This window comes from Haloplanus aerogenes (assembly GCF_003856835.1).
GTDB classification, from domain to species: Archaea; Halobacteriota; Halobacteria; order Halobacteriales; family Haloferacaceae; genus Haloplanus; species Haloplanus aerogenes.
The window spans coordinates 2,073,357-2,088,527 of record NZ_CP034145.1; the positions used below are offsets into that span (position 1 = coordinate 2,073,357).

General features: G+C 68.4%; 14 protein-coding genes. 13 read left to right on the forward strand and 1 reads right to left on the reverse strand.

Going from position 1 to position 15,171, the window contains the following annotated elements; all coding sequences use genetic code 11:
• The 11 genes from DU502_RS10620 to DU502_RS10670 all read left to right on the forward strand — a co-directional run bounded on the left by DU502_RS10620 (position 1) and on the right by DU502_RS10670 (position 11,526).
• Positions 1-1,371 (forward strand): cytochrome b, encoded by a 1,371-nt coding sequence (locus DU502_RS10620; RefSeq protein ID WP_121919337.1) that lies wholly within the window; start codon positions 1-3, stop codon positions 1,369-1,371.
• On the forward strand, positions 1,364-1,552 hold the full coding sequence (locus DU502_RS10625; RefSeq protein WP_121919338.1) for a hypothetical protein: 189 nt from the start codon (positions 1,364-1,366) through the stop codon (positions 1,550-1,552). Before DU502_RS10620 ends, DU502_RS10625 begins: the two co-directional genes overlap by 8 nt.
• Entirely contained in the window at positions 1,545-4,391 is a 2,847-nt protein-coding gene (locus DU502_RS10630; RefSeq protein WP_121919339.1) for a nitrate reductase subunit alpha, read from the forward strand. Before DU502_RS10625 ends, DU502_RS10630 begins: the two co-directional genes overlap by 8 nt.
• Positions 4,388-5,455, forward strand: a complete 1,068-nt coding sequence (narH, locus tag DU502_RS10635) for a nitrate reductase subunit beta (protein WP_121919340.1) — start codon at positions 4,388-4,390, stop codon at positions 5,453-5,455. Before DU502_RS10630 ends, narH begins: the two co-directional genes overlap by 4 nt.
• Positions 5,448-6,299 carry an ethylbenzene dehydrogenase-related protein gene (locus DU502_RS10640; protein WP_121919341.1) on the forward strand — a complete coding sequence of 284 codons (852 nt, stop codon included), beginning with the start codon at positions 5,448-5,450 and terminating at the stop codon, positions 6,297-6,299. The genes narH and DU502_RS10640 overlap by 8 nt, the downstream gene beginning before the upstream one ends.
• Positions 6,299-6,979 (forward strand): molecular chaperone TorD family protein, encoded by a 681-nt coding sequence (locus DU502_RS10645; RefSeq protein WP_121919342.1) that lies wholly within the window; start codon positions 6,299-6,301, stop codon positions 6,977-6,979. The genes DU502_RS10640 and DU502_RS10645 overlap by 1 nt, the downstream gene beginning before the upstream one ends.
• Entirely contained in the window at positions 6,976-7,794 is an 819-nt protein-coding gene (locus DU502_RS10650) for a phosphate ABC transporter permease (RefSeq protein ID WP_121919343.1), read from the forward strand. Before DU502_RS10645 ends, DU502_RS10650 begins: the two co-directional genes overlap by 4 nt.
• The gene (locus DU502_RS10655; RefSeq protein WP_121919487.1) at positions 7,791-8,639 is read left to right on the forward strand and encodes a HEAT repeat domain-containing protein; all 849 of its coding nucleotides are present in this window, start codon (positions 7,791-7,793) and stop codon (positions 8,637-8,639) included. The genes DU502_RS10650 and DU502_RS10655 overlap by 4 nt, the downstream gene beginning before the upstream one ends.
• Positions 8,636-9,904, forward strand: coding sequence for a P-loop NTPase (locus DU502_RS10660; protein ID WP_121919344.1), 1,269 nt, complete (start codon positions 8,636-8,638; stop codon positions 9,902-9,904). The genes DU502_RS10655 and DU502_RS10660 overlap by 4 nt, the downstream gene beginning before the upstream one ends.
• A gap of 86 nt (positions 9,905-9,990) precedes the next feature.
• Complete coding sequence (locus DU502_RS10665) at positions 9,991-10,446, forward strand: nucleoside deaminase (RefSeq protein ID WP_121919345.1); 456 nt, start codon at positions 9,991-9,993, stop codon at positions 10,444-10,446.
• 117 nt (positions 10,447-10,563) lie between these two features.
• Entirely contained in the window at positions 10,564-11,526 is a 963-nt protein-coding gene (locus DU502_RS10670) for an NADPH:quinone reductase (protein WP_121919346.1), read from the forward strand.
• Here the strand turns inward: DU502_RS10670 and DU502_RS10675 are convergent.
• On the reverse strand, positions 11,523-12,224 hold the full coding sequence (locus DU502_RS10675; protein WP_121919347.1) for an SDR family oxidoreductase: 702 nt from the start codon (positions 12,222-12,224) through the stop codon (positions 11,523-11,525). The genes DU502_RS10670 and DU502_RS10675 overlap by 4 nt on opposite strands.
• A gap of 124 nt (positions 12,225-12,348) precedes the next feature.
• Between DU502_RS10675 and DU502_RS10680 the strand changes: the two genes are divergently transcribed.
• Both DU502_RS10680 and DU502_RS10685 read left to right on the forward strand, forming a co-directional pair.
• Positions 12,349-13,728: an MEDS domain-containing protein gene (locus DU502_RS10680; RefSeq protein WP_158601133.1), complete on the forward strand. Its 1,380-nt coding sequence runs from the start codon at positions 12,349-12,351 to the stop codon at positions 13,726-13,728.
• A 78-nt stretch (positions 13,729-13,806) separates the two neighbouring features.
• Positions 13,807-15,150: a sodium-dependent transporter gene (locus DU502_RS10685; RefSeq protein WP_121919349.1), complete on the forward strand. Its 1,344-nt coding sequence runs from the start codon at positions 13,807-13,809 to the stop codon at positions 15,148-15,150.
• The last annotated feature ends 21 nt before the right edge of the window (positions 15,151-15,171 follow it).

Genomic DNA, 15,171 nt, shown 5'->3' on the forward strand with positions numbered 1-15,171 from the left:
ATGAGCCGATCCCAGCGCCTCTACGACTGGTTCGACAGCCGCCTCGACGTGGAGCAGGCACAGGGCTTCCTCGGCAAGGCCTTCCCCGCCGAGGACTCCTTCCTCCTCGGAGAAGTCGCCCTGTTCTGTTTCCTCTTTCTCGTCCTCTCGGGCGTCTTCCTCGGGTTCTTCTACGAACCCTCCATCTCCGACGTGGAGTACGAGGGGAGCGTCGCGGAGTTCCAGGGCGAGGAGATGCCGGAGGCGTTCGTCTCCGTCCTCCACATCACCTACACCGTCCCCTTCGGGATGTTCATCCGCCGCCTCCACCACTGGGCGGCCCACCTCTTCGTCGCCTCCATCGGCTTGCACATGTTACGGGTGTTCTTCACGGGGGCGTACCGCAATCCCCGCGAGCCGAACTGGGTGGTCGGCACCGCGCTGGCCGTGTTGGCGATGGGTGCCGCGTACACCGGCTACGCGCTCCCGTTCGACGAGTTCGCGGCGACGGCGACGAGCATCGGCTACAACCTCACCGTCTCGGTGCCGCTCGTCGGCGACTTCTTCGGCGAAATCGTCTTCGGCGGGCAGTTCCCGACGAGCGCGACCATCCCCCGACTCTACTTCCTGCACGTCCTGATCATCCCCGCCGCTATCGCCGTCGGGCTGGCGGTTCACATGGCGATCCTGATCCGGCAGAAACACACCGAGGCGCCGCGGGACGACGACGTTGAGGTGGGCGGACGGACGGTCGACCGCGACGACGACAGCGTGATCGTCGGCCTCCCGGCCGTGCCGAACCAGACGGCCGTGAGCGCCGTGGTCTTCTTCCTGACCGCGGCGACGCTGTCGATGCTGGCCGGCTTCCTGCCCGTCCACAACGTCGCGGAGTACGGGCCGAACGACCCCGCATCGACGCCCAATCTCATCATGCCCGACTGGTTCCTGATGTGGGTGTACGGCTTCCTGAAGCTCCTGCCGAAGTGGTTCTCCTTCTCGGTGGGATCGATCCACGTCAGCACGGAGTTCATCGGCGGCATCGTCCTCCCCGGACTCGTCTTCGCCGCCGTCCTCGCGTGGCCCTTTATCGACCGGACGGAGGCGATTCACTTCACGGCCGATCCGCTCTCGCGCCCGCGGCAGACCGCCGTCGGCGTCGCCGCCGTCGCGTTCATCATGATCGCCTCCATCGCGGGGATGAACAACATCCTCGCGGCGCAGGTGCTGGGAACGACGACGGACGTGGTAAACCCCATCCTGACCGCAGCGTTGCTGGGCGTGCCGCCGCTGTTCGCCGCGATCACGTATTTCCTGTTACGTGACGGCGCGTCGGAGGGATCGGACGAGGGCGCGACGCCCGCGGCCGGTGGGGGAGGTGGGGCCGATGACTGACACGAACGGCTCCACGCTCACCGCTCGGCAGTACAGCCTGCTAGACACGACGAGCAAACTGGTCGGTCTCGGCCTCGTGGCCGCCGGCCTCGAGGCCGGCGGTGCGACGCCGGCCGGCTTCGCACTCGCCGTCGCCGGCGCTATCTGTGCGACCGCGACGGTGTTCATCTCCCATGAGTGATCACAACGAACTGACGGACGGCGGTATCGGCAGACGCGACTTCGTGAAGGGCCTCGGCGTCGCCTCCCTACTCGGCGCGACGGGGCTCTCCTTCGCGGACAACGGCATGACGGGTCTGCAACCCGTCGACGACCCCATCGGCAACTACCCCTACCGCGAGTGGGAGGACCTCTACCGCGACGAGTGGGACTGGGACTCCATCTCCCGCTCCACGCATAGCGTCAACTGCACCGGGTCGTGTTCGTGGAACGTCTTCGTCAAGGACGGGCAGGTCTGGCGCGAGGAACAGGCAGGGGACTACCCCACCTTCGACGACTCGCTGCCCGACCCCAATCCGCGCGGCTGTCAGAAGGGGGCCTGCTACACCGACTACGTCAACGCCGATCAGCGCGTGCTCCACCCCCTGCGGCGCACCGGCGAACGCGGGTCGGGCCAGTGGGAGCGCATCAGTTGGGACGAGGCGCTGACCGAAATCGCGGACCACGTCATCGACGAGGTGCAGGCGGGGCGCTACGACGCCATCTCCGGGTTCACCCCGATTCCCGCCATGAGCCCTGTCTCCTTCGCCTCGGGCAGTCGACTCGTCAACCTCCTCGGCGGCGTCTCCCACAGCTTCTACGACTGGTACTCCGACCTCCCGCCCGGGCAACCGATCACGTGGGGCAGCCAGACCGACAACGCCGAGTCCGCGGACTGGCACAACGCGGATTACATCATCGCGTGGGGGTCGAACATCAACGTCACGCGCATCCCCGACGCGAAATACTTCCTCGACGCGGGCTACGAGGGGGCGAAGCGCGTCGGCATCTTCACCGACTACTCCCAGACGGCCATTCACACCGACGAGTGGCTGGCACCCAACGGCGGCACGGACACCGCCCTCGCCCTCGGCATGGCCCAGACTATCGTCGACGAGGGCCTGTACGACGAGGCGCACCTCAAAGAGCAGACTGATATGCCGCTCCTCGTCCGCGAGGACACGGGCAAGTTCCTCCGCGCGAGCGAGGTTGGGCTGGCACCGGACGCCGACGAGCCCGAGAAGGTGTTCGTGATGGTCGACGCCGACGGGAACCTGCGCGCCGCCCCCGGCTCCCTCGGTGACCGCGACGGTCAGCACGACGCCTCCGCGAGCATCCAACTCGACTTCGATCCGCAGTTGGCGGTCGAGCGCTCCGTCGACGCCGAGGGCGGCACCGTCGAGGTGCGTTCCGTCTGGGCGAACCTGCAGGACGAACTGTCCCAGTACACGCCCGAGTTCGTCCACGAGGAGACGGGCGTCGGCGAGAACACCTACCAGCGCATCGCTCGCGAGTTCGCCGAGGCCGACGCCGCCAAGATCATCCACGGCAAGGGCGTCAACGACTGGTACCACAACGACCTGGGCAACCGCGCCATCCAACTGCTCGTGACGCTGACCGGGAACCTCGGTGACCCCGGCACCGGCGTCGACCACTACGTCGGTCAGGAGAAAATCTGGACGTTCCACGGCTGGCAGGTCCTCTCCTTCCCCACCGGGAGCGTCCGCGGCGTGCCGACGACGCTGTGGACGTACTTCCACGCCGGCATCCTGAACAACACCGACCCCGACACCGCGGCGAAGATTCGGGAGTCCATCGAGAAGGGCTGGATGCCCGTCTACCCCAGCGAACGCGAGGACGGCTTCCGACCCGACCCCTCGACCATGTTCGTCTGGCGTGGCAACTACTTCAATCAGGCCAAGGGCAACGTCGCCGTCGAGGAACAGCTCTGGCCGAAACTCGACCTCGTGGTCGACATCAACTTCCGGATGGACTCGACGGCGCTGTACTCCGACATCGTCCTCCCGGCGGCCAGCCACTACGAGAAGTACGACCTCTCGGAGACGGACATGCACACGTACGTCCACCCGTTCACGCCCGCGGTAGAGCCGCTGGGCGAGGCGAAGACGGACTGGGCCATCTTCCGCGACCTCGCCGAGAAGATTCAGGAGCGAGCGCGGGAACGTGGGGTCCAGCCGGTCCAAGACCGCAAGTTCGACCGCACCATCGATCTCACGACCATCTACGACGACTTCGTCCGCGACTGGGAGACTGGCGAGGAGGGGGCGCTGGCCGAGGACCGCGCCGCCGCCGAGTTCATCCTCGAACACTCCGAGGAGTCCAACCCGAGCGACAGCGACGAGCGGATCACGTTCGAGGACACGGTGGAGCAACCCCAGCGACTCCTCGAAGCGGGCGACCACTGGACCTCCGAGATAAAGGACGGCGAGGCGTACGTCCCGTGGCAGAACTACGTCCACGACAAGGAGCCGTGGCCCACCTTCACCGGCCGCCAGCAGTACTACATCGACCACGACTGGTTCCTCGAACTCGGAGAGGAACTGCCGACCCACAAGGAAGGCCCGGCGTCGACGGGTGGGTCCTACCCGCTCTCGTACAACACGCCGCACGGCCGGTGGTCGATCCACTCGACGTGGCGTGACGACCCGAAGATGCTCCGTCTCCAGCGGGGCGAACCCGTCGTCTACCTCAACCCGGCGGACGCGGAGGAACGCGGCATCGAGGACGGCGACACCGTCGAGGTGTACAACGACCTCGCGAGCATCGAGGTCCAGGCGAAAATTTACCCGTCGGGCGAACCGGGGACGCTCCGGCAGTTCTTCGCGTGGGAGAAGTTCCAGTACCCCGACCGCGACAACTTCAACTCGCTCGTGCCGATGTACATGAAGCCGACGCAGTTGGTGCAGTATCCCGAGGACACGGGCGAGCATCTCCACTTCTTCCCGAACTACTGGGGGCCGACCGGCGTGAACAGTGACGTGAACGTGGACGTGCGGCCCGCAGGAGGCGATTCCGAATGAGTACCAACGAGGATACGAACATCAACGTCGCGGACGGGATCGATCACCAGGTGGCGATGGTGATGGACCTCAACAAGTGCATCGGCTGTCAGACGTGTACCATCGCGTGCAAGAACCTCTGGACGGAGGGCGGCGGCACCGAGTACATGTACTGGAACAACGTCGAAACCAAGCCCGGCGAGGGCTACCCCCGTGGCTGGGAGGAGTCCGGTGGCGGGTGGCAAGGCGAACAGGGTGAGGCCCACACCGACCGCCAACCCGGCGACATCCCGTCGCAGGAGGACTACGGCCGTCCGTGGGAGTTCAACCACTCCGAAATCATGTACGAGGGGAGCGACGAACCTCTCCGGCCGCGCGAAGGGGCGGAGTGGGGTCCCAACTGGGACGAGGATCAGGGTGCTGGCGAGTACCCCAACAGCTACTACTTCTACCTCCCGCGCATCTGCAACCACTGCACGCACCCCTCCTGCGTCGAGGCGTGCCCCCGACAGGCGCTCTACAAGCGCGAGGAGGACGGCATCGTCCTCGTCGATCAGGAGCGGTGTCGCGGCTACCGCTACTGCGTCGAGGGGTGTCCGTACAAGAAGGTGTACTACAACACCGTCTCGAAGAAGTCGGAGAAGTGCATCTTCTGTTACCCGCGACTGGAGGGCGAGGGGCCGGACGGGCAGACGTACGCGCCCGCTTGCGCGGAGGAGTGTCCGCCCCAGTTGCGTCTGGTGGGCTTCCTCGACGACGAGGACGGCCCCATCTACAAACTGGTCGAGGAGTACGAGGTGGCCCTCCCCCTCCATCCCGAGTTCCGCACTCAACCCAACGTCTACTACATCCCGCCGTACGCACCGGGCCAGCACACGGAGGACGGCGAGTCGGTGGACGTGGATCGCATCCCGCGGGAGTACCTGCGGGAACTGTTCGGCGACGGCGTCGACGAGGCGCTCAACACTATCGAACGGGAGCGCCAGCGCGCACGGCAAGGGGCGGAGAGCGAACTGATGGAACTGCTCCAGCACAAGAACCCGGCGAAGCAGTACCGGCTGGGAGTGTTCAACGACGATGACTGACGACCGAAAGCGCGCGCTGGTGACGGCGCTCGTCGTCGGCGCACTGGTGGTCTGTTCGGCGGTGGCGCTCGCGTCGCCGCTGGTGGACGCTCGCCCGGCCCACGAGATTCCGGTCACGGAGCAACCGGAGGCGGATCTCTCCGACCCGACGGCCGACGGGTGGTCGTCGGTGCCCGCGGCGGACGTGGCGCTGTCGAGCGCGCCGAGTAGCGTGCCCGACGCCGCCGACACGTCGATCGAACAGGTCCACGTGCAGGCCGTCCGGAGCGACGGGCAGTTCTACGTCCGCCTGCAGTGGGAAGACGGGACGCAGAACGTGAGCGCCGAGTCACCACGGCAGTTCGTCGACGCCGCCGCCGTCCAGTTCCCGGCCGACACGAGTTCGCGCCCGCCCATCGCCATGGGCGGCCGGGACAACCAGGTGAACGTCTGGTACTGGAGCGGCAACGGCGGCACCCAGGAACTGCTCGCCGGCGGCGCGGGGTCGACGACGGCCTTCCCCAGTCCGTCGGTCGCCGCGAACGCGACCTACGAGGACGGAACGTGGACGGTGGTCTACACGCGCGATATCGCCTCGTCGGGTGCTAACCGGACCGACCTCGGCTCGGTCGACACGCTCGACGTTGCCTTCGCGGTGTGGAACGGCGGCAACGGCGAGCGTGCGGGCCGGAAGGCGGTCAGCGAGTGGCACTACTTCCTCACTGGCACCGGTCCGCAGGGACCGCCCTACCAGACGCTCCTGTGGACGATCGCTGGCGTCGCCATCGTGGCCGTCGTCGCCGTGACGGCGTTCGGTGTTCTCCGGGCGCGCGGTAGTGGCGGTAGCGAGGGAGGTGGGTCCTGATGGCGACGGCCGACGACGCCCTCGGTGACGATATCGACCTCGACGCCGCCGCCCGCGGGACGGTGTTCGCGACGCTCGCGGGGGCGTTCCGCCACCCGACCCGCGAGTTCCACGCTCTCACCGCGGACGGCGATCTGGCGGCGGATCTGGCGCAGTGTCTCGACCGCACGAGCCTCGACGTGTCGGTGCCCACGTTGCGGACCGACGACGACTACGAGACGCTGGCGGCCCGGTACAACGACCTGTTCGAACTCGGGTACAGCGAGTACGCCGACCGGACGGACGGGTCGCTGGAGGCGTCGGGACCGCCGGTCCCGCTGTACGAGTCGAAGTACCGCCCCGACCAGTCGTGGAACGACGTGAACCTCGATCTGGCGCGGGCGTACGACTACTACGGCCTCGAAATCGACGCCGACACCCGCGACAACCACGACGCCCTCCGGTACGAACTGGAGTTCGCGGGGTATCTGGCGCGTCGGGAGGCGGCCGTCGAAGGGACGGCCGCAGCCGCCCGCCTCGACTTCCACGACCGCCACCTCGGCCACGCGGCAGTTGGCGTCTCCGACCGCCTCGCCGACGAACCCGGCACCGACATCTACGGCGACCTCGGTACCCTGCTCGAAGCGTTCGTCCGCGCGGACCGCAACGACCTCGCGGCACGGCTGGAGGGGGACGGATGACGGCGACGCGCGTCGGACGGCGCTGGGCGGCGCCGCTCCCCGCGAACCGCCGGCACGCCGTCGTCGGCGTCGCGGCGGTGGCCGTCGTCGTTCGGACGCTGGCGACGACGGCCGTCAACGCGCCGGTCGGCCCCTCGGGCGTCAGTGCGGCGCTGTTCGGCCTCACGACGGCCGTCGCGGCGCTCGGTGCCGTGGGGCTGGCGCTCACGGCCGACGATCCCGTCGCGGGCGTTGGTCTCCTCTTCGTCGGTGTGTTCGGCCTGCTGTCGCTCGTGACCGGCGCCGTCGCCCTGCCCGCCGCCGTCGCCGTCGTCGGGGGAACGGCCGCCGTCGCCCTCGTCCATCGGGAGTCACTCCCGCCCGTCTCGGCCGCCGCCGTCGGCGTCCTCCTGGTCGCACTCGCGGTGGGACTGGCGAGTGGCGTCGGCGACGCGGTAGCGCTCCGTCCGACGGCGTCGACGCTGGCGCTCGTCGGCATCGCCGTCACACCCGTCTTCGCGGCGACGACGGGGCGAGCCGCCCTCGCGGGTGGCCTCGCGTTCGGCGCCGTCGTCGCCGTCGGCCTCGCGCGGCCGTTCGTCACCGGCGCGGTGACGCTCGTCGGCGGCGGCGTCGTCGGGACGTCGCTCCCCGTGGTCGCCCTCGCGGCGGCGGGGGTGGTGACGACCGCCAGCGCCGCCCGTCGGCGCGGCGAGTGGCTCCTCCTCGGGGGCGTGGCGCTCCTCGCGTTCGCGGGCGTGCCCGCCACGCTCGGTCGGGCCGTCCCCTTCGGCCTCGGGGCTGCGGCGCTGACCCTGTGGGAGGTGGAGCGATGACCTGCCACGACGACGACGAGGAGTTCCAGAAGCATCTGGAGGAGGAGCCAGACCCGCAACTCGACCCCGCCAAGAGTCCGGGCATCGGGAGCGACATCGAGGCGCTGGAGGACATCGAAGTGAGCCGTGAGGACGTGACCATCGGCGAGGCGACGCCGGCGGAACTCGCGGCGGCGGACACCGAACCCGTCGCCGGCGACGGCGCGACATCGCTGCTCGCGGACCTCGACGCGGACGACTCCGTGGACCGGCGACGAGCGGCGCTGGCGCTGAAAGACGAGGCGACGACCGACGCGGTCGTGACGGGTCTCGCGCAGGCGGCGACGCGGGACGACGACGCCGACGTGCGGCAGTTCGCCGTGGAGGCGTTGACGGCGCACGGGGGGGAGCGGGCGGCTGCCGTCGCCGTCGCACTCCTCGACGACCCGGACCCGTGGGTACGAGCGGAGGCGGTCGTCGCCCTCGACAACGTGGACCGCGCGGCCCACGAGGACGAGATCGCGGCCGCCGTCGACGACGACCACCACGCCGTGCGCCGGAATGCCGCCATCTCGCTGTTCAAGTTGCGGGGCGAAGCGATGGAGAACCGCCTGCTCTCCCTCTCGCGCGACGACAGCGAACGCGTCCGGGAGTGGGCGGCCCACATGCTCGGCGGCGTCGACTCCGACGCGGCCCGCGACCGCCTGCGCGACCTGACCGACGACCCCGCGACGGTAGTGCGACAGACCGCCGAGCGCGCACTGGAGGCGGAGCCCGACCGGTTCCGCCGGCAGTTCGGCGCGCTGGAGAACGACGCTCGCCTGCTTCCCGGCGAGGACCGACTCAACCGCATGCCCGATCTATGACGGACACCGACGACACGACCACGACGGCGGCACAGCCCGACGACGCGACGCTCGAAGACCGCGTGGAGGCGGCGCTCCGGTCGGTCCGCGATCCGGCAGCCGACCTCTCCGTCTTCGAGGCGGGGTTCGTCGAGAACGTCGAGGTGAGTGAGGGCGACGTACGCCTCGAAGTCGACCTGCACGCCCTCGACGACGACACGGGACAGGGTGTGATCGACGCCATGTTGCGCGCCGTCGACGACGTGGACGGCGTGGGCGGTGTCCACGTCGAACGCGCGTCACCGTCGGCCGAGGGGCGGTCGAGCGTCGCGGCGTTCGATCACGTCGTCGCCGTCGCCAGCGCGAAAGGCGGCGTCGGCAAGTCCACCGTGGCGGCCCACCTCGCCTGCGCGTTCGCCGCCGAGCGTGACGTGGCGCTGTTCGACGCGGACATCCACGGCCCGAACGTGCCGGCGCTCGTCGACGCGGCGGGACCGATCCACGCCACCGACGAGGGCGACCCGATGCCCGTCCGCCGCCGTGGGATGGACGTGATGAGCGTCGGTCTGATGGAGGACGGCGCGCCCCTCGCGTGGCGTGGGGCGATGGCCCACGACGCGCTCTCCGACCTCTTCGAGAACACCGCGTGGGAGAACGACGACGTACTGGTGATCGACCTGCCGCCCGGCACGGGTGACGTGGTGCTCACCACCTTGCAGGATGTCCACGTCGACGGCGTCGTCGTCGTCACGACGCCCTTCCACGCCGCCGTCAGCGACACCGGGCGCACCGTCGAACTGTTCCGCGACAACGACGTGCCGGTCCTCGGTGCCGTCGTCAACATGGCCGAGTACGTCTGTGACTGCTGTGGCGAGCCGAACGAGTTGTTCGACGAGTCGGTCGACGATCTGGACGCGCCGGTGCTCGCGGAACTGCCGTTCACGCGGGAGTTGCAGGGGACGCCCGAACCGGGCGACGTACCCGACGCGGTCGCGGATCTGGGGGAGCGAACGCTCGACGCCCTCGACACCGCGGACGAAGTGGACGTGCCGGACGACGCCGTCGATATTCGTGACCTGCCGCCCGAGGAGCGGAAGGGGCGGGTCCGCGAACGGTTCGAATCGCTCGATCCGGGGGAGCGGTTCGTCCTCGTCAGCGACCGCGATCCGACACCAGTCGGGGGGTTCCTGAGCCGTCTCGCGGGGGCGCCACGCGAGGCGTTCGACATCGAGGTGCGGCGGGCGACGCCGTCCGACTGGGTGCTGGAGACGGTCAAGGTGGCGTGACGGCGACGCTGACGCCGACGAGCGCGTGGATCGCGACTCGGCGCCCACGTCGGTCGTTTAAGAGGTTCCCGGCCCACCACGCAGCCGTGCAGTTCGACGACTTCGACCACGACGCGCATCTGCGGCGGGCGTTCGACCTCGCTCGCGAGGCCGCGGCCCGTGGCGACGAGCCGTTCGGCAGCGTACTCGTCCACGACGACGAGGTCGTGATGGCCGACTCGAATCGGATCGTCACGGCGGACGACATCCGGCACCATCCCGAACTCCATCTCGCGTACCGCGCGTGCCGGGAGTTCGACCCCGACGAACGGGCGGAGATGGTCATGTACACCAGCACCGAACCGTGCCCGATGTGCGCCGGCGGGATGGTCAGGGCCGGCTTCGACCGCGTCGTCTACAGCGTCGGAAGCGACGAGGTCGCCGCGTTCACCGGCGACGAACCGTCGGTCCGCTCGGCCGAGATTCTGACCGGCGTCACCGATGTCGTCGGTCCCGTCCTGAACGACGAGGGGCGGCGGGTCCACGAGGTATTCGACTGGTAGCCGGTTGTGGTGAATCGTTCGCTGACGACGGCAACTCTCGACGCCGTCCCTGTGGGACCACCCGCCACCGAGGCGAGACGGAGTGGCTTTATTCGGCCGCTCGTCGTACACCGGCCCATGCGCGCAGTTCGCTATCACGAACACGGTGGGAGTGCAGTACTGCAAGTCGACGATGTCGACCGGCCGGAGCCGGCCGACGACGAAGTGCTGGTCGAGGTGGCAGCCGCAGGCATCAACCCCGTGGACACCTACTTCCGCGAGGGAGCGTACCAGCCGTTCACGCTCCCGATGGTCCCCGGCGTCGACGCCGCGGGCGAGGCCGTCGAGGTCGGATCGGCCGTCGAGGGGATCGGCGAGGGCGACGCCGTGATCGCCACCGGCCTGAGCAAGGACCACTACGGCGCCTGCGCGGAGTACGTGGCCGTGCCGAGCGACCGCATCGCTCGCCTGCCTGCAGGCGTCGACCTCGTGGCCGCCGGTGGCGCGGGTGTCGCCGCGGTCACGTCGTGGCGGGCGCTGATCGACCACGCCGGGCTGGAACCCGCGGAGACGGCGCTGATCCACGGCGGAAGCGGCGGCGTGGGCCACGCGGCCGTCCAACTGGCGGCCGCGACCGGTGCGCGGGTCGTCACCACCGCCGCCAGCGAGTACCACGACCGCCTCGACGACCTCGGCGCCGACGCCGTCCTCGACTACGGCCGCGACGACCTCCGGGACGCGGTGGTCGAGGCGAGTTCGGGTGGCCCGGACGTGATCCTCGATCACCGCCTCGACGACTACCTGCAGTTCGACGCCGACGTGGCCGCCCACGACGGCCGGATCGTCGGCATCGGCGAGAACGACCCCGCCATCGGCTTCACGAACGACGGCGTCGCGCGGGGGAAGGATCTCACCTACCAGTTCATGAGTATGTTCAACACGCCGGAGCTGAGCGAGCCGCTGGGGCGGGTCGCGCACCTCATGGGGACGGGTGACCTCGACATCGAGGTGGCGCAGACGTACGATCTGGACGAGGTGGCCGACGCGCACGACGACGTGATGGCCGACAGCTTCCTCGGAAAATTGGTCGTCGTTCCCTAAGCCTCGCCGTAGACGGGGACGGCGGCGCCGCTCGTCACGCCGGCAGCGTCGGAACAGAGAAAGAGGACGACTGCAGCGATGTCGGCGGGGTCGACCCACGCGTCATCGGGGTCCATCATCTCGCGGTTCATCGGCGTGTCGATGACGCTCGGCATGACGGCGTTGGCACGGACCGTCCCCAGATTTTCCTCGGCAATCGTCTCGGTCAGGAGGCGGACGCCCGCCTTGCTCGCCCGGTAGATGCCGTCGCCTTCGCCGCCTTCGAGCGACGAGCGTGACGACACGGAGACGATGGCGCCCTCCGTCTCCTGAAGGTGCGGGAGCGCGTGCTTCGAGGCCAGAAACATCGTCTTCAGGTTCACGTCGAAGAGGGTATCGAACAGGTCGGCGTCCGTCTCGTGGATGGGGTCGCCGCCGCGCCACGTGCCCGCGATGTTGGCCAGATAATCGATCCGGCCGTGGTCGTCGACGACGGCCTCGACGACCCGCTGCACGTCGCGCTCGTCGGTGAAGTCACCCTCGTAATAGTCGATCGTCTCGGGGTCGACGAGCGACGACTCGTCGTCCGGTGGGACGATGTCGGTGCCACAGACCGTCGCGCCCGCCGCGTCGAAGGCGTCCGCGACGGCGCTGCCGAGCGCCCCGCAGGCGCCGGTCACGAGCGCCACCTCGCCGGCGCAGTCGAACGTCGTGTCCATACGTCCACCGAACGGTCGGAACCCGAATAAGCGTACGCCTCGCGAGGCCCCAACGTGACTAACGCACCCGCTAACGACTGTGCGCCGACAGTTGTTTTACCGTGGATTCCGAATATTCGAACGTGTGAACCCGGACTATCCGTCTGACGAACGAGAGCAGTCCGGGAGCGAGACCATCCAAACTGTCGACACGCTCCGGGGAGAACTGGAGCGCAACGACCTCGCGCGACATCTCGCGCTGTTCTATCGGTCGCCACAGAATCAGCTAGAAGTCGCGGCCACGTTCGTCAAGCAGGGTCTCCGGAGCGGTAATCGCTGTCTCTACTTCGTGGATACCAACACGCGGTCCACGATAGAGCGTGCATTTCGGCGGGTCGACATCGACGTCGAGCGCAGAGTGGCCGACGGCGACCTGCTGATAGAGAATGCGCAGGACGCATACCGCGAAGCGAACTTCGATCCGGACGAACTGATATCGTTGCTCGCGGACGCGTGTCACGGGAGCGTCACCGACGAGTACGACGGGCTCTGGGTGGCGGGCGAACTCTCGTGGTGTTTCCACACCAACCTGAGCTACGACCACGTGATCGGCTTCGAGGCGGACTTCGACGCGGCGTGTCCCGACCTCCCCGTCACGGCGCTGTGCCAGTACGACCTGAACCAGTTCAACGACGAGTCGGTCGCCAAGGCGCTGTGGACCCACGAACAGATCGTCTACCGCTACCGGCTCTGTGAGAACCCGTACTACATCGCCCCGGACGAGTACCGATCGGACGGGAGCGGGCTGTTGAACGGCCAACTGATGCTGGAGCAGATGTACGACCTAGCCCACGCACGGAGCCAGGTGACGCGGCGCGAACAGCGACTCTCGGTCGTCAACCGAATCCTGCGTCACGACATCCGAAACGATCTGAACGTCGTCCGTGGGATACTGAACCTCTTTGCCGAACGGACGGACCTCGACGACACGTCCGAAGACCGGCTCGATACGGCGATTCGCCACGTCGACGGCATCTTCGACGTCGCCGACAAGGCCCGGTACGTCGAGCGGACGATCAGCCGGTCGACGGTGGAACGCGGCACGCTCGCCCCGTTCATCGAACGTGCGCTGGATCGGGTGACGACGACCCATCCGGACGCGACCGTCTCCGTGGAGGGGATCCACGACGTCGAAGTGGTCACGGATGCCAACCTCGGCGTCGCGCTCGCCGAACTCCTCGAATACGCGATCGACGCCCAGGACGCCGACGAGCCACGCGTCGAACTGACGGTTTCGGATCGCCCCCCCGAACGGGTGCAGATCGAGGTGCAGTACCCCGGGCAGCCGATCCCACGGACCGACCAACAGGTGCTGAACGAGGGGATCGAGACGCCCCTGAACCACTGCCGCGGCCTCGGCCTGTGGCTGGCCAAGTGGGTCGTGGAGAACGCACACGGCACCCTCGACTTTCCGGAGACGGACGAGCCACGGATTCGGATCGAACTGTATCGGTGTCTCGCCTGACGGTGTGCCCCACGACGCCGATTCACACACCAGTGAGCGGATCGTGAGCCTTTTTTCCGGGCTGGGGATAGCCGGCCTATGGCACAAAAACAACGAGAGACGTGGACGACGCGTGTCGGCTTCATCCTCGCGGCCGTCGGGAGCGCCGTCGGCCTCGGCAACGTCTGGCAGTTCCCCTTCCAGACGGGAGCGAACGGCGGTGCGGCGTTCATCGTCGTCTATCTCCTCGCCGTCTTCCTGATCGGCTTCCCCGCGATGCTCGCGGAGTTCGTGATCGGTCGTCGGGCGGAGCGCAATCCGATAGACGCCTTCGCTCGCCTCGGTCACCGGAACTGGAAAGTCGTGGGCGCCCTCGGGACGCTCGCGGCGTTCTGGATCCTCTCCTTTTACAGCGTCGTCGGCGGCTGGGTGATTCGCTACGTGATCGGCAGCGCCCGCGGCGCCTACTTCAGCGGATCGGAAGCGTACTTCGGCACCATCTCCGCCGGCCCCGAAGCGGTCGCGTTCCACGCCGTCTTCATGGCGCTGACCGTCGGCGTCGTCGCCTTCGGCGTGACCGACGGCATCGAGCGGTCGACGAAACTGATGGTGCCGAGCATCGTCGTCCTGCTCGGCGGCCTGGCCGTCTGGGCAGGGACGCTGGAGGGCGGCGCCGCCGGCTACGCCTACTACCTCTCGCCCGAAGTCGACGTGTTGCTCGCCAACCTCGGGTCGATTCTGCCCGCCGCCGTGGGACAGGCCTTCTTCACCCTCTCGCTCGGCATGGGCGCGATGATCACCTACGCCTCCTACCTCGGCCGCGACGACTCGCTCCCGGCCGACGGCGCGACCATCGTGATCCTCAACACGTTCGTCGGCCTGCTGGCGGGGCTGGTGGTCTTCCCCATCCTCTTCTCGCTGGGCGTGGAACCCGGAAGTGGCGGCCTCGGCGCCGCGTTCATCACGCTCGCCGGCGCGTTCGCACAGTTGCCCGCGGGGCGACTCCTCGGCATCGTCTTCTTCGTCGTCCTCCTCCTCGCGGCGCTCTCCTCCGCGATCAGCCTGCTCGAAGTGGTCACGTCGTATCTCGTCGACAACACCGAACGCTCGCGCCGGTCACTCGCCGTCGCCCTCGGCCTCGCCATCTTCCTCCTCGGCGTGCCGAGTGCGTTCGGCCTGTCGATTCTCGGCTGGTACAACGCCATCGCGTACAACCTCCTGCTGCCGCTCTCCGTGCTCTGTCTCCTCCTGTTCGTCGGGTGGGTCGACGCCGGCGACGGGGTCGCCGAACTCCGGCGCGGCACCGGCCTGAGCGAGTCCGGTGCGGCCGCGTGGCTCTGGTTCGTCCGGACGGTCGTTCCGCTGGGCGTCCTGTTGACGCTGCTGCTCGGCCTCCAGTCACTCGCCGTCCGGGCCGGCCTGCTCTCGCAGGCCATCGTGTAGCCTCCCCGAAAGACTGCGCGC

Coding starts and splice junctions, on each gene's coding strand:
- DU502_RS10650 (WP_121919343.1), top strand. CDS start 6,976: ATGACGGCGACGCGCGTCGGACGGCGCTGGGCGGCGCCGCTCCCCGCG.
- DU502_RS10655 (WP_121919487.1), top strand. CDS start 7,791: ATGACCTGCCACGACGACGACGAGGAGTTCCAGAAGCATCTGGAGGAG.
- DU502_RS10625 (WP_121919338.1), top strand. CDS start 1,364: ATGACTGACACGAACGGCTCCACGCTCACCGCTCGGCAGTACAGCCTG.
- DU502_RS10675 (WP_121919347.1), bottom strand. CDS start 12,224: ATGGACACGACGTTCGACTGCGCCGGCGAGGTGGCGCTCGTGACCGGC.
- DU502_RS10630 (WP_121919339.1), top strand. CDS start 1,545: ATGAGTGATCACAACGAACTGACGGACGGCGGTATCGGCAGACGCGAC.
- DU502_RS10660 (WP_121919344.1), top strand. CDS start 8,636: ATGACGGACACCGACGACACGACCACGACGGCGGCACAGCCCGACGAC.
- narH (WP_121919340.1), top strand. CDS start 4,388: ATGAGTACCAACGAGGATACGAACATCAACGTCGCGGACGGGATCGAT.
- DU502_RS10685 (WP_121919349.1), top strand. CDS start 13,807: ATGGCACAAAAACAACGAGAGACGTGGACGACGCGTGTCGGCTTCATC.
- DU502_RS10645 (WP_121919342.1), top strand. CDS start 6,299: ATGGCGACGGCCGACGACGCCCTCGGTGACGATATCGACCTCGACGCC.
- DU502_RS10620 (WP_121919337.1), top strand. CDS start 1: ATGAGCCGATCCCAGCGCCTCTACGACTGGTTCGACAGCCGCCTCGAC.
- DU502_RS10670 (WP_121919346.1), top strand. CDS start 10,564: ATGCGCGCAGTTCGCTATCACGAACACGGTGGGAGTGCAGTACTGCAA.
- DU502_RS10640 (WP_121919341.1), top strand. CDS start 5,448: ATGACTGACGACCGAAAGCGCGCGCTGGTGACGGCGCTCGTCGTCGGC.